The following is a 14,348-nucleotide window of genomic DNA, read 5'->3' on the forward strand; positions in this document are numbered from 1 at the left end:
GGCTCAGGCCTGGGAGCGACCGTAGGCGGGGTCCACGGCCTCCGGCGCCAGCCCCATGAGCTCTGCGGTCTGTTCGACGACGACGTCGTGGATGAGTTCGTTGACCGGCATGAGGGACTTGGCCGCCATCAGCACGGGATGGCGGTAGATGGTGATGACCGCCGGCTGCCCGGGTGCCGCGGGGGAGCACGACCCGAGCAGGCCCCGCAGGGTCTCGGGCGTCATGTCCTCGAGGCCGTCGGGAATCTCCTGCACCACGATCTGCAGGTCCTGGATGCGCTCGCCCCACAGCCGCTCGAGCCGCTGCGCCGATTCCATCACCCAGTCGTCGAACTGCTCCGACCTCGAGCGCGAGCCGGGCAGGTGCGGGGGGAGCAGTTCGCCACGCATGCCGCGCCCACGGCGGTTCCGCCGACGCTCGTAGAACGACCTCGCCGAACGGCCTTCCGGGGCCGTCGGATCGGTCAGGTTGACCGAAAAAGTGGAAGCATCGTGCATGTAAAGAACTGTAAGCCTTGAACCTCCCGCCTGCACTCCCCGAAAGGCGTTGTCATCGCGGGCTGCACAGCCCCCGGAGCGCGTCACGGGGCGCGCGGGCCGCAATCCCCGGTAGGCTTGCCGATCGTGGGATCACTCCGTCAATGCTCGAGATCAGCCTGCCAGCGGTCGGCGGTCGCCACCCTCACCTATGTCTACGCGGACTCGACGGCGGTGCTCGGTCCCCTCGCGACGTACGCGGAACCCCACACCTACGACCTCTGCGCGGTCCACGCCGAGCGCCTCACCGTGCCCAGGGGATGGGAGGTGGTCCGCCTGACGCTTCCCGACGTCGTACCGGAGCACAATTCGGACGACCTCCTGGCCCTCGCCGATGCGGTTCGGGAAGCCGCGGCGGAGCCTTCGACGGAGCAGCCCGCGACTCCCCAGCGTGGGAGCAGGGCGCCCATGGAGCCCCCGGCCGGCGTCACCGGTCCCCGGCGCGGCCACCTGAGGATCCTGCGGGACCCCTGACACCGCGCCGTCCAACATCGCATCCTCCGGCACCGATTGAGGCTGCCGAACCCCCTCGCGGTAGAATGGGACGCAGAATCCCCACCTCCCCGAGCGAAAGCTTTCCCATGGCGAACCTCCCACAGCAGTTGCTCGACGTCCTGCGGTGCCCCGTCACCGGGTCTCGCCTGGTCCAGGAAGGCGCCGTCCTCCGGTCCACCGCCGAGGGGCCCGACGGCGGGGCGTTGACCTACGAGCTCGACGAAGGCATTCCCGTGCTCCTCCGCGCCGGACTGCGCGCCGTCCGCGCCTCCTAGGGCAGCAGCGCACGCACTGCCCCCGCATCCTCCGAACTCCAGCTAGGAACAGCACACCATGACGTTCGACTACAAAGTTGCCGACCTTTCGCTCGCCGAGGCGGGGCGCCACCAGATCCGCCTCGCGGAGCACGAGATGCCCGGACTCATGGCGCTGCGCCGCGAATTCGCCGACACGCAGCCCCTCGCGGGTGCCCGCATCGCAGGCTCCCTCCACATGACCGTGCAGACGGCCGTGCTCATCGAGACTCTGACCGCCCTCGGGGCCGAGGTCCGCTGGGCATCCTGCAACATCTTCTCCACGCAGGACGAGGCCGCAGCGGCCGTCGTCGTCGGGAAGGGCACCGTCGAGGAGCCCGCCGGTGTCCCTGTCTTCGCCTGGAAGAACGAGTCGCTCGAGGACTACTGGTGGACCGCCACCCAGATCCTCACCTGGCCGGGACAGGCCGAGGGCCTCGGCCCCAACATGATCCTGGACGACGGCGGCGACGCGACCATGCTCGTGCACAAGGGCGCCGAGTTCGAGGCCCTGGGCGCCATGCCGGCGAACCCCCAGGAGGGCGACGCCGACTACTCCCACGAGTACACCGTGTTCCTCGACACCCTGCGTGCCACGATCGAGTCCGAGCCGCAGAAATGGACGGCCATCGCCGCCGGTATCCGGGGCGTCACCGAGGAGACGACGACGGGCGTGCACCGCCTGTACCAGCTCGCCGCACAGGGCAAGCTCCTCTTCCCGGCCATCAACGTGAACGACTCCGTCACGAAGTCCAAGTTCGACAACAAGTACGGGATCCGCCACTCCCTCCCCGACGGGCTGAACCGCGCCACGGACGTCCTCATCGGTGGCAAGGTCGCCGTCGTCTGCGGCTACGGCGACGTCGGCAAGGGCGCTGCCGAAGCCCTCCGCGGCCAGGGTGCCCGCGTCATCGTGACGGAGATCGACCCGATCTGCGCCCTGCAGGCCGCCATGGACGGCTACCAGGTCGCGAAGCTCGAGACCGTCCTCGGCCAGGGCGACATCTTCATCACCACCACGGGTAACAAGGACGTCATCATGGCCCGCCACATGGCAGGCATGAAGCACCAGGCGATCGTGGGCAACATCGGCCACTTCGACAACGAGATCGACATCGCCGGACTCGCCCGCATCCCCGGTGTCGAGAAGATCGAGATCAAGCCCCAGGTCCACGAGTGGGTCATCCCGGCGACCGAGGCCGAGGGCGTGGAGAAGCACTCGATCATCATGCTGTCCGAGGGCCGCCTGCTGAACCTCGGCAACGCGACCGGACACCCGTCCTTCGTCATGAGCAACTCCTTCGCGAACCAGACGATCGCCCAGATCGAACTCTTCACCAAGTTCGAGAAGGAGGACGCCGAGGGCAACCGCGAGTACGAGAACGAGGTCTACGTCCTGCCCAAGATCCTCGACGAGAAGGTGGCCCGCCTGCACCTCGACGCCCTCGGCGTCGAGCTCACGGAGCTGACCAAGGGCCAGGCCGAGTACCTCGATATCGATGTGGCCGGGCCGTACAAGCCCGAGCAGTACCGCTACTAGAACCCACCGGCGCCGTTCCTTCGAGCGCTTTTCCTTCGGCCGCTACCGGACCCGTACGAGGTCCCGGTAGCGGCCGAATCGTTGTCAAAACTGCGTCCCGCCTGCCCGGCGGGGCCCGCCCCGTCGCGTAATGTCGCTTCCGGGCAGCTACTGAGGGGCGGATGCATGAAACAGGAATCGAACGAGGCCGTGCCACGCCGTAAGGGCTGGAAGATCGCCGCCATCGGAGCCGCGGCGGTCGTCGTCATCGGGGGCGGCGTCGGGATCGCCACGGCATCACCCTGGAACGACGCGTCGGCCGGCGGCCCGCCGTCCTCGGCCCCGCAGTCGTCCCCCTCGTCCCCGCCGTCGGTCCCGGCCCGGACTGCTCCGGCAGCTCCGCAGCCTCCTGCGTCCCAGGGTCCCGCCGGCGAATACACCCTGGGCGTCACCCCCACCGATCAGGCCTATGGGGTCAACCCGGCCACGGTCGCGGCCGTGACGGTCGAGGGTGCCACGCTCGACGCCGTCGAACTGATACCCAGCGGGGGCGGCACGCCGGTGGCCGGGACCATCTCCGCTGACGGCGCGAGCTGGACCGCCACCGAGCGGCTCGCCTTCAACACCCAGTACACGTTCTCCTACACCGTGCTCGACTCCGCGGGTCAGGCGCAGAACACGATATCGACGTTCGTGACGGTCGATCCCGCCCATGCCGCCGATGCCTCGCTGTTCCCGCTCGACGGAAGCACGGTCGGCACCGGCCAGCCCTTGGAGTTCACCTTCAGCGAGCCCGTGACGAACCGCGATGCGGTGGAGAAGGCCATCACGGTGACCAGCACGAGCGGCCAGCCCGGTGCCTTCTACTGGTTGTCCGACACCAAGGTGCGCTACCGTCCCGAGACGTTCTGGGCGCCGAACAGCACCATCACGGTGAAGCTCAACCTCTTCGGGGTCGATCTCGGCAACGGCATGATCGGCAATGCCGACACGACGATGACCGTGAAGACCCACAACGCGCGCATCGCCGTCGTCGACAACGCGACCAAGACCATGAACGTGTACCTCGACGGGAAGCTGGACCGGACTTTCCCCATCACGCTGGGCACCGAGGAGTGGCCCTCCACCGAGGGGTACATGGTGGTGATGGAGCACTACGAATCCACGCAGTTCAGGGCGGAATCGATCGGGCTCAAGCCCGGAGACCCGGCGTACTACCCGCCCACCGTGGTGAACCACGCGAGCCGGCTGAGCAACGGTGGTGCCTTCGTCCACGAGGCACTGCCCGGGGCACAGGTGGCCCTCGGCAGCTTCAACGTCTCCCACGGCTGCATCGGGATGTCACCCGAGGGCGCGGAGTACTTCTACAACACCTTCGGCCCGGGCGACGTGGTGAGGATCCTGAACACGGGGTACGGACCCATGTACGTCTGGGACGGCTTCGGTGACTGGAACGTCCCCTGGGACGAGTGGGTCAACCAGCCGTAGGCGGACCGCCGACGCGGGCTGCGAGCGCTAGCTGAACGGCAGGGTGTGGAGCCTCGCCGCCGTCGCTTCCGTCCGTTCCCGCTGCCGCATCATCGCCGCGTAGTCGCGGTCCCGGCGCGCGGCGACGACCGCGTGCAGGAAGTCCTCGGGCGGCGTGGCCCCGGGCGGCGGGGGCCAGACGTGGTGGCTCGCCTCGGCGGCGAGGTCGACGGACAGCGTGTGCCGCGCCTGGGGCGTGAGCTTCGGCGCGGAGGCCAGGAACTGCGACATCCTGCGGGCGAGGGCATCGGGGAGGCGGCCGATGTCGGCGGTCTCCGACCACTGCTGCAGCCCCGGCGGCATGACGGCGAGTGCGCGTGGCCGGACGACGACGCGCTCCCGCATCGCATAGGTCCCGGCGAGGAGATCGCCGAGGCGCTTGGACTTCTCGTTGAACAGGGACACGATGAACGCGAGCGATCCGCCGAGCATGTAGATCTCCAGGATGGCGAGCATGCCGCGGATGAAGGCGTGGCGGAAGCGGATCGCACCGCCGTCGTCGCGCACGATCCGCAGGCCCATCACCAGGCGTCCCAGCGACTTCCCGCGGGTGAGGGTCTCCACGGTCACCGGAAGGACGACCAGGAGCAGGACGACGACGACGAGCACGAGCGCCCTCGTGAGCGCGGCGTCGAGGACGCCGTCGAAGACGTTCCCGATCAACAGCAGGAGGAGGACCGCGAGGATGACCTGGGCGACGACGTCGATCAGGACGCTCAGCCCACGGGCGGCGAAGCCGGCGGGTCGAAGCTCCAGGACGACTGCTTCACCGGTGACGACCGAACTCATATGTTCCCCCTGGGCAGCTGCTGCTGTGCGATTCCGGTGCCGGGGCGGAAAGCCGCTCCGCGACGCCGTGCCCAGCCTATCGCCGGCGGGAGCGGACTATAGGGTTAGGCGCATGGACGTGGACGCATTCATCGCCGTACACCGCAACGACTGGCAACGCCTGGACGAGCTCGTACGGCGGCGCAGGCTGGACGGTGCGGAATCGGACGAACTGCTGGTCCTCTACCAGCGGGTGTCGACGCACCTGTCCATCATCCGCTCGGTCGACCCCGAGAGCGCGCTGTCGGGGTCACTGTCCACGCGCCTCTCGCGTGCCCGGACGCGCTTCACCGGAGCGAGGTCTCACGTCATGGAGGATGCCGCCTCCTTCTTCGTGTTCTCCCTGCCGGCCGCCTTCTACCGCATCCGGTGGCTCACCGTCGTGGTGGGCGGAATCTTCCTCGCCGTCACGTGGCTCTATGCCCAGTGGGTGGTCGGGACGCCCGGCGTGATCCAGGCGCTCGGGACGGAGGAGGACCTCCGGCGCTATGTGGAGGAGGACTTCGTCAACTACTACTCGGAGAACCCCGCCGCATCCTTCTCGGGCATGGTGTGGACCAACAACGCCTGGATCGCGCTGCAGGCGGTCGCCTTCGGGGTGACGGGCATCTGGCCGGCCTTCATCCTGTACCAGAACGCGCAGGGCCTCGGCGTGGCCGCCGGCATGATGGCCGCCCATGACAGGCTCGACGTCTTCTTCTTCTACATCCTGCCGCACGGCTTCATGGAGCTCACCGCGATCTTCATCGCCACGGCGGCCGGCCTGCGCATCTTCTGGGCGTGGGTGGCGCCGGGGCGCAGGCTCCGCTCCGTGGCCCTGGCGGAGGAAGGGCGTGCACTGATCACCGTGGCGCTCGGCTTGGTCCTGGTGCTGCTCGTCTCCGGCCTGGTCGAGGGCTTCGTGACACCGAGCGGACTGCCGCACTGGCTCCGCCTCACGATCGGCCTCCTCGTCCTCGCCGCGTACTGGGCCTACACGCTGGTCCTCGGCCGGCGGGCCGTCGCCGCGGGGTACCGGGGGGACCTCGGGACCGTCGACCGGGGCGAAGCCGTCATCACGGCATGAGGTGCCCGGGCGCCGCCGTCATCACGGTATGAGGTGGCCGGGTGGGTGCCGGGGAGTCTCCCGGCCGGTCGCCCGCGCGGCCGGTACTGTCGGAGATGCCGGGGCCAGCGCCGGTGGCGACAAACGAGGAGACAGCGCAGTGTCAGAGACCGACAGCACACGTTCAACCGCTTCCGGCGGGCACCGCCCGGACGACGACGAAGCGGCGGCAGGCCGGTCGGGTGCTCGCGCAGCGGTGCCGGGCGACGTCCCGGTGGCGGGCGTCGCCCAGCGCGACCTGCGGGAAGCGGGCACGCTGCCCGAGGCCCGGCCGGGGGAGGACCCGGAAGAGCGCCCCGGCTCCGAGGAGGGCGCCCGCGCCGACGGGGGCGATCCGGAGACCCGGATGCTGCCTGTAGTGCAGGACGGACCTCGCCTCGACGACACCGGCACCCGTTCCGCTGATGCGCCGCACCGAGGAGCGCACGTCGCCGACGATGGATCGAACCCAACGGTGAACCCGTACCCGACCCCGGGCGCAGGACCTGCAGATCGGGTGGACGGCGCGGAGGCTGGTGCCTCCACGGGTGCCGAGGCTGCAGTTCCTTCCCCGGTGGCGCAGCCCTCGGCCGGTGCGCAGAGCGGCGGGAGCCACGCGTCGGCTGTCCACGGGGAGCCCTCGACGGACACCGGTGCGCTCTCCGTGCGCCCGCCGGACAGGGACGCGGCACGCCGGGCGGCGGTACGCGACCAGGCCGTGGCCGCGAAGCCCGCCCTCCCGCGTTTCCTGCAGGTCGTCGTCGCGCTCTTCTTCCCCGTCATCGTGGTGGCAGCGGCAGTCCGTGCCGTCGCGACGTCGTCGTTCCTGTGGCTCGAATACCACCGGCCGGGTTTCCCTGCCGACCAGTTCGGGTTCTCGCTGGATGACCGCATGACCTACGGCTCCTACGCGCTGGACTACGTGGTGAACCTCGCGCCGCCGCGATACCTCGGGGGTCTAGTGACTCCGGAGGGCGATCCGCTGTTCCTCGAGTCGGAGGTCGGCCACATGGCCGACGTGAAGGGCGTGCTGGGTCTGTCCTTCCTCATCGCCCTCGTGCTGTTCGTGCTCGCAGTACTCGCCTGTGTCTACCTCGCGCGGAAGTACAAGGGCGGGGTCCGGCGCGCGCTGTTCTCGGGTGCCGTCCTCACGCTCGTCGGCATCGCCGTCCTGACCGTCCTCGCCGTCCTTGCCTGGGAGACCTTCTTCACGCAGGTGCACGCACTGTTCTTCGCCAACGGCACCTGGACCTTCCGCATCGACGACACGCTGATCAGGCTGTTCCCGGAGCAGTTCTGGACGGACTCCGCCGTCACGATCGCGGTGCTCGTCCTGGCGGCGACCGTCCTCACGCTCGTCCTCACCTGGCCGACCCGGGCACGGCGGGAACGCTCGATGCTGGCGCAGGAAGCGGCGCAGGCCCGATACCGGGAGGCCCTCGAGGCTTCCTGACGGGCGAGCCGCCGCGCCGGGTGCTCAGACCCGGTGGCAATGTTCGGCGAATCGGGGCCGCCGCGCCGGGGTGCACGCACCCCGGGGGCTGGTCCCGCAACCTCCCAGGGCTAGCGCTTCCCCTTGCCGTACAGCTCGTGGAGGGCATCCGCGTAGTCGGCGACGACGGCGGCGCGCTTCAGCTTGAGCGTCGGAGTGAGGTGCCCGGACTCCACGGTGAACTCGACGTCGAGGACGGTGAAGCGCCGGATCTGCTCCGCCTGGGAGACGGTGGCGTTCGCGGCGTCGACGGCGGACTGCAGTTCGGCGAGGACCTCGGCGTCGGTGGCGGCCTGCTCCGCGGTCAGGCCGGGCTTGCCGTGCGCGGCCGCCCAGGGTCCGAGCGCCTCGCGGTCCAGGGTGATGAGCGCGCCGATGAAGGGCTTGCCCTCGCCCACCACCACGGCCTGTGCCACGAGCACGCTCTCGCGGAGTCTCTCCTCGAGGGGACCCGGGGCCACGTTCTTGCCGCCGGCCGTCACGAGCAGGTCCTTCTTGCGGCCGGTGATGGTCAGGAACCCGTCCTCGTCGAGGACGCCGAGGTCACCGGTGCGGAAGTACCCGTCGGCGGTGAAGGCCTCCGCCGTCGCCTCGTCGTTGCGGTAGTACCCGGCGAAGATGGCGGCGCCCTTCACCTGGACCTCGCCGTCGTCGTCGATCCGGACGCTCATGCCGGGCATGGGGATGCCGACCGACCCGACCCGCGTCAGGTGCACGGTGTTCACGGTGCAGGGGGCCGTGCTCTCGGTCAGGCCGTAGCCCTCCTGGACCAGGATGCCGGCGCCGCGGAAGAAGTGCGTGAGGTGTTCGCTGAGCGGGCTGGCCCCGGACACCGTGTACCTGACCTCGCCGCCGAACACGGCACGCAGCCGCGGATACAGGATGCGGTCGAAGAGCGCGTGCGCCGCCCGCAGGACGGGCGAGGGGCCGCGGCCTCCCCGCCCACGCGCGTCCACGGCGCGCGAATAGGCGACGGCGGTGCGCTCCGCCGCCGCGAAGAGCCGGCCCCTGCCGGTCTCCGCGGCACGCTGGCCGGCGGTGGCGTGGATCTTCTCGAAGATCCGGGGGACGGCGAGGAGGAACGTGGGTCGAAAGGTCGTCAGGTCCTCGAGCAGCTGCGCCGCGGAACCCGAGTGCGCGAGCTTGATGCCGCCGGTGAAGCACACCACCTGCACGGCACGCGCCAGCACGTGGGCGAGCGGCAGGAACATGAGCGTCCTGGCGTCCTCCTGCTTCAGGAACTCGGGCAGGAACTCCAGCGTGTTCACGGCGAACAGCGCGAAGTTGCCGTGGGTGATGACACAGCCCTTCGGCCTGCCCGTGGTGCCGGAGGTGTAGACGATGGACGCCGCGTCGGCCAAGCTGCGGGACGAGCGCGCTGCTTCCAGCGCAGCATCGGACACGGCCGTGCCGGCTTCGGTGAGCGATACGAGGGTGGCCCCGTCGCCGGGGTCCCCGGGTGTCAGGCGCACCACCGTGGTCGTGTCCGTCCGGCCCGCCCGCCCGGCGGCGTCGAGGACGATCCCGGCCTTCTGCCAGTCCTCGACGAAGACGACGGCGGGACGCGCGTCCTCGAGGATCCAGGCCACCTGGTGGGCGGAGGAGGTCTCGTAGATCGGGACGGTCACGGCGCCGGCGAACCAGATGGCGACGTCGGCGAGGGTCCACTCGTACCGCGTGCGGGACATCACGGCGACGGCGTCGCCCGGCTGGACGCCGGAGGCCAGCAGCCCCTTGGCGAGCGCCGACACCTGCTGGAGGAACTCCGCGGCCGACAGGTCCCGCCACTGCCCGCCCGACTGCAGCGCGTACAGCGCCCGCCCGGGGTCGGCGTCATGGGTCCTGAGGAGGAGATCGGTGATGTTGCCGGCCGGCGGGAGGTCGACCAGGAGTTCCGTGATGGCTTCGCGCACCAGTGCTCGCTTTCGTTCCGGGGGACCTCGTGGACCCTGCCCTAGATCCAGCTCGGCAGCCACATGCGGATGCGCCACTGGTCATAAGGGATGATCTCGGCCGTCCAGATCGGGAGGAAGTAGGCCGACAGCGCCACGGAAGCGGCCAGGAAGACCCCCACCAGCACGATACCCCGTCGGCGTCGGGCCCGGTCCGAGCCCGGACCGCCCAGCACGAGCCCGAGGCTGTAGACCAGCGACAGGACGAGGAACGGCTCGAAGGCCACCGCGTAGAAGTAGAACGTGGTCCGTTCCGGGTAGAGGAACCAGGGGAGGTACCCGGCGGCGATGCCGGTGAGGATGGCCGCAGCACGCCAGTCGCGCCGGCCGAGCCAGAAGAACAGCAGCACGAGCAGGGACAGCGCGGCGCTCCACCAGATGAGCGGATTGCCGAGCACGGTGACGGCCTGCGAGCACGCGTCGGCCCCGCAGCCGGTCGGCTTCTGGTAGTAGAACGACGTCGGCCGGCCCATGACCAGCCAGGACCACGCACTCGCCTCGTAGGGGTGGTCCGAGCTGAGCCCCTGGTGGAACGTGTAGGCGCTGCGGTGGTACTCGGCCAGGGACCGCAGGCTGTCCGGTACCCAGCCCCACTGCTCCGACGGGTTCCGCTCGGCCCACCTCCGGTCGTAGGCGTCCTCCGAGAGGAACCAGCCCGTCCACGTGCCGAGGTAGGTCAGCAGTGCCACGGAAATGATGCATGCGAAGGCGAGCAGGCCGTCCCGGACCGCGCCGCCGAGGAACCAGTGATGCACACCGGCGATGCGCCGGGCGCTCATGTCCCACGCAACGGTCATCAGGCCGAACGCGGCGATGAACGGGAGGGCGGACCACTTGGTGCCCAGAGCCAGCCCGAGGCAAACACCGGCGACGAGGCGCCACGGACGGAACCCGAGGAAGGGACCCCACGACAGCTCGGCACGGGTCGGCAGGCCGTCGCCGTTCCGCCCGGCGAGGGCGGCGAGGCGACGGGCCAGGCACCGCCGCCCGTCGTCGCGGTCCCGGAGGAGGGCCGCGAATGCGGCGAGGAGCCAGAAGCTCAAGAAGATGTCGAGCAGCGACGTGCGCGACTCCACCAGGTGGTGGCCGTCGACGGCCAGGAGGAGTCCCGCGGCCGCTCCGAGGAGTGCCGAACCGAACAGGCGCCGGGCGACGACGGCGAGCAGGAGGACGGACAGGGTCCCGATCGCCGCCGCGGAGAACCGCCAGCCGAAGGCGTTGTCGGAGCCGAACAGCAGCATGCCGAAGGCGATCATCCACTTGCCGACGGGCGGGTGCACCACGTAGTTGGGGGCGTCGAGCAGCACATCGGGGTTGCCGGCGTTGAAGGAGTCGTTCGCGTCGTCGGGCCATTCCCGTTCGAAGCCCGACTGCAGCATCGAGTAGGCGTCCTTGACGTAGTACGTCTCATCGAAGACGAGCGAACCGGGTTCGCCGAGCCGGACGAAGCGCAGCACGCCGCCGAGCAGGGCCAGGGCGAGGGGGAGAATCCAGCGGAGGGACCCTCCCGCGGAAGTGGCCCCGAGGAGGCGGGCGGTCAGCGCGTCGCGTGTGTAGGCATACCCGGGAGCAAGGACCCAGGACCCGCCGTTCTTCGGGCTGTCCCCCCGGGGACGGACGGCGGTGTAGCTCACCCTGCCATGCTACCGGCGGTGCCCGTTCAGGCTCCGCAGGACGCCGGGCACTTCCATGGGTCCCGCCTCCGATGGCGGCTAGGCTGGACCGGTGAACCAGCCATACGACGACGCCGCCCCCGACCTCAGCCACGAGGACCCGTCCGGGCGCCCGGACGAGCACCCCGACGAGCACCCGGACGAGCACCCGGACGAGCACCCGGACGAGCACCCGGACGAGCACCTCGACGAGGACCCGGACGAGGCTCCGGGCGTCCAGGCGGAGGCCCGCGCCCCCCTGACGGCGTACCGGGGCACAGTCGGGGATGGCAGCGGCCGCGGGCGCGTCGTCCTCGCAGCCACCCCGATCGGGAACATGGGCGACGCGACGGAACGGCTGATCGGCCTGCTCCAGTCCGCCGACGTCGTCGCGGCGGAGGACACGCGCCGCCTCCACCGTCTGGTGCAGGCACTCGGCGTGACGGTGGCGGGCCGGGTCATCAGCTACCACGAACACAACGAGGCGGAGCGGACGCCGGAACTCCTCGACCTGGTCCGCGACGGCGCCACCCTCCTGATGGTCACGGACGCCGGCATGCCCTCGGTCTCCGACCCGGGCTACCGCCTCGTGGAGGCAGCGGTCGCCGAGGGCCTCGACCTGACGGCGGTGCCGGGCGCCTCCGCCGTCCTCGCGGCGCTGGCACTGTCCGGCCTGCCCACGGACCGGTTCTGCTTCGAGGGTTTCCTCCCGCGGAAGCCGGGCGTGCGGGCCGGACGCCTGGCGGACCTGGCGGCCGAGCGCCGCACCATGGTCTTCTTCGAGGCACCGCATCGCCTCGAGCCGATGCTGCGCTCGCTGCAGCAGGCCTTCGGGTCCGACCGGCCGGCGGCGGTGGCGCGGGAGCTGACCAAGGTGCATGAGCAGGTCATCCGGGGATCACTCCTCGAGCTCCTCCAGTGGGCCCAGGCCACCGAGGTGCGAGGCGAGATCGCCGTCGTCGTCGCGGGTGCGCCGGAGGCAGCCGCGTCCCGCCCGGAGGACCACGTCGCGGACGTCAATGCGCTGATCGACGGCGGCATGAGGCTCAAGGACGCCGTCGCTGCCGTGTCCGCCGAGACCCGCGTCAGCAAGCGGGAACTGTACGCGGCGGTGATCGCGGCGCGCTGAGCCGCGCTGTGCACTCGACCAAAGAAAGCGCCACTTCGCGGTGCACCCTTTACTGGACACCCCTTCGCCGCCGGGTCTAGCGTGAGCGGGAATGTCCCCCTCGGGGAATGCCCCGGAAACTTCGCGAAGGAGCTCAGTATGGCTGTCACGGCCGACCAGGAGAAGGCAGTACTCGACAAGGTGCCCACGGGGCTCTTCATCAACGGGGAGTGGCGGGCATCGTCCTCGGGCGCGACGTTCAACGTCGAGGACCCGGCGACCGGACAGACCCTCCTCACGCTCGCGGATGCGACACCCGAGGACGGTATGGCCGCGCTCGACGCCGCCGCCGCGGCACAGGCCGACTGGGCCCGCACCGCTCCACGCGAGCGCGGCGAGATCCTGCGCAGGGCTTTCGACATGGTCACCGCGCGTGCCGACGAGTTCGCCCTCCTGATGACCCTCGAGATGGGCAAGCCGCTGGCCGAAGCCCGCGGCGAGGTAGCCTACGGCGCCGAGTTCCTGCGCTGGTTCTCCGAGGAGGCCGTGCGCACCTCCGGCCGGTACTCCATGTCGCCCGACGGCAAGTCCCGGCTGCTCGTGAACAAGAAGCCGGTGGGCCCGTGCCTGCTCATCACGCCCTGGAACTTCCCGCTGGCCATGGCCACCCGGAAGATCGCCCCCGCCGTCGCGGCGGGCTGCACTATGGTGCTCAAGCCGGCGAACCTCACGCCGCTGACGTCCTCCCTGTTCGCGACGGTCCTGCAGGAGGCCGGCCTTCCCGCCGGCGTGCTCAACATCGTCAACACCACCACCGCGGGTGCCGTCACCGGGCCGCTCATCGAGGACCCGCGCCTGCGGAAGCTCTCCTTCACGGGTTCCACGCCGGTGGGGCGCAACCTCCTCGCAGCGGCTTCGAAGAACGTGCTGCGGACCTCCATGGAACTCGGTGGCAACGCGCCGTTCCTGGTGTTCGAGGACGCCGACCTCGACGCGGCGGTCAATGGTGCCATGCTCGCGAAGCTCCGGAACATGGGCGAGGCCTGCACTGCCGCCAACCGATTCATCGTCCACGAGTCCATCGCGGACCGCTTCGCCGAGTCGCTCGCCGAGCGCATGAAGGGCATGACCACCGCCCGGGGCACGGAGGACGAGTCGAAGCTCGGCCCGCTGATCGACCAGAAGAGCCGCGACAAGGTGCACGAACTGGTCACCGCGGCCGTCGGTGCCGGCGCCGAGACCGTGACCGGCGGATCGCCCGTGACGGGCGACGGCTACTTCTACCAGGCCACCGTGCTCAAGAACGTGCCCCGCACCTCGCGCATCCTGCAGGAGGAGATCTTCGGCCCGGTCGCGCCGATCGTCACCTTCCGCACGGAGGACGAGGCGGTGGAGCTCGCCAACGACACGGAGTACGGGCTGGTGGCCTACGTCTTCACGCGCGACTTCAACCGCGGGCTCCGGATGGGCGAGCGCCTCGAGACGGGCATGATGGGCCTCAACGCGGGCGTCGTCTCCAACGCCGCCGCCCCCTTCGGAGGCGTGAAGCAGTCCGGCCTCGGACGCGAGGGCGGTGCCGAGGGGATCGAGGAGTACCTCTACACCCAGTACGTGGGCATCGCGGACCCCTACGCCTCCTAGGCGTCCACCGGGGTGTCCTCTGGGAGTCCCTCCTGGTGAACGCGGAGTGCCCGGCCGGGATGCCGGCTGCGTCCTGACCGGAGGAAACCCTGGCCCGGGGGGGGGGGGGGGGGGGGGGGGGGGGGGGGGGGGGGGGGGGGTGGGTGGGGGGGGGGAGAAGGGCTGGGGGGGGGGGGGGGGGGGGGGGGGGGGGGGGGGGGGGGGGGGGGGAACCCCCCCG

At 70.4% G+C, this 14,348-nt stretch carries 12 protein-coding genes; 8 read left to right on the forward strand and 4 right to left on the reverse strand.

The window, feature by feature from the left end; all coding sequences use genetic code 11:
* Positions 1–3 precede the first annotated feature (3 nt).
* Positions 4–498 (reverse strand): metallopeptidase family protein, encoded by a 495-nt coding sequence (locus ACX80I_RS10975; protein WP_459345139.1) that lies wholly within the window; start codon positions 496–498, stop codon positions 4–6.
* Between the two features lie 126 nt (positions 499–624).
* Between ACX80I_RS10975 and ACX80I_RS10980 the strand changes: the two genes are divergently transcribed.
* From ACX80I_RS10980 to ACX80I_RS10995, 4 genes are all read left to right on the forward strand, one after another.
* A complete protein-coding gene (locus ACX80I_RS10980; RefSeq protein ID WP_459345140.1) occupies positions 625–1,011 on the forward strand; it encodes a DUF3499 domain-containing protein in 387 nt (128 codons plus the stop codon).
* 107 nt (positions 1,012–1,118) lie between these two features.
* Positions 1,119–1,307, forward strand: a complete 189-nt coding sequence (locus ACX80I_RS10985; protein WP_459345141.1) for a Trm112 family protein — start codon at positions 1,119–1,121, stop codon at positions 1,305–1,307.
* 58 nt (positions 1,308–1,365) lie between these two features.
* The gene (ahcY, locus tag ACX80I_RS10990; protein ID WP_459345142.1) at positions 1,366–2,865 is read left to right on the forward strand and encodes an adenosylhomocysteinase; all 1,500 of its coding nucleotides are present in this window, start codon (positions 1,366–1,368) and stop codon (positions 2,863–2,865) included.
* Positions 2,866–3,030: 165 nt separating this feature from the next.
* The gene (locus ACX80I_RS10995; RefSeq protein ID WP_459345143.1) at positions 3,031–4,332 is read left to right on the forward strand and encodes a L,D-transpeptidase; all 1,302 of its coding nucleotides are present in this window, start codon (positions 3,031–3,033) and stop codon (positions 4,330–4,332) included.
* Between the two features lie 27 nt (positions 4,333–4,359).
* On the opposite strand, the gene ACX80I_RS11000 is transcribed toward ACX80I_RS10995, so the two are convergent.
* On the reverse strand, positions 4,360–5,160 hold the full coding sequence (locus ACX80I_RS11000) for an RDD family protein (RefSeq protein WP_459345144.1): 801 nt from the start codon (positions 5,158–5,160) through the stop codon (positions 4,360–4,362).
* A gap of 112 nt (positions 5,161–5,272) precedes the next feature.
* On the opposite strand from ACX80I_RS11000, the gene ACX80I_RS11005 reads away from it, so the two are divergent.
* Both ACX80I_RS11005 and ACX80I_RS11010 read left to right on the forward strand, forming a co-directional pair.
* Complete coding sequence (locus ACX80I_RS11005; protein ID WP_459345145.1) at positions 5,273–6,265, forward strand: stage II sporulation protein M; 993 nt, start codon at positions 5,273–5,275, stop codon at positions 6,263–6,265.
* Positions 6,266–6,404: 139 nt separating this feature from the next.
* The gene (locus ACX80I_RS11010; protein WP_459345146.1) at positions 6,405–7,736 is read left to right on the forward strand and encodes a TIGR01906 family membrane protein; all 1,332 of its coding nucleotides are present in this window, start codon (positions 6,405–6,407) and stop codon (positions 7,734–7,736) included.
* 110 nt (positions 7,737–7,846) lie between these two features.
* Here ACX80I_RS11010 and ACX80I_RS11015 read toward each other — a convergent pair whose 3' ends face one another.
* Together ACX80I_RS11015 and ACX80I_RS11020 are read right to left on the reverse strand one after the other, a co-directional pair.
* The gene (locus tag ACX80I_RS11015) at positions 7,847–9,688 is read right to left on the reverse strand and encodes an AMP-dependent synthetase/ligase (RefSeq protein ID WP_459345147.1); all 1,842 of its coding nucleotides are present in this window, start codon (positions 9,686–9,688) and stop codon (positions 7,847–7,849) included.
* Positions 9,689–9,729: 41 nt separating this feature from the next.
* Positions 9,730–11,361, reverse strand: a complete 1,632-nt coding sequence (locus ACX80I_RS11020; RefSeq protein WP_459345148.1) for a dolichyl-phosphate-mannose--protein mannosyltransferase — start codon at positions 11,359–11,361, stop codon at positions 9,730–9,732.
* Between the two features lie 355 nt (positions 11,362–11,716).
* Here ACX80I_RS11020 and rsmI point away from each other — a divergent pair, with 355 nt between their 5' ends.
* The gene (gene rsmI, locus ACX80I_RS11025) at positions 11,717–12,508 is read left to right on the forward strand and encodes a 16S rRNA (cytidine(1402)-2'-O)-methyltransferase (protein ID WP_459345171.1); all 792 of its coding nucleotides are present in this window, start codon (positions 11,717–11,719) and stop codon (positions 12,506–12,508) included.
* A 138-nt stretch (positions 12,509–12,646) separates the two neighbouring features.
* Positions 12,647–14,128 carry an NAD-dependent succinate-semialdehyde dehydrogenase gene (locus tag ACX80I_RS11030; protein WP_459345149.1) on the forward strand — a complete coding sequence of 494 codons (1,482 nt, stop codon included), beginning with the start codon at positions 12,647–12,649 and terminating at the stop codon, positions 14,126–14,128.
* The last annotated feature ends 220 nt before the right edge of the window (positions 14,129–14,348 follow it).

The organism is Arthrobacter rhamnosi (assembly GCF_054510855.1).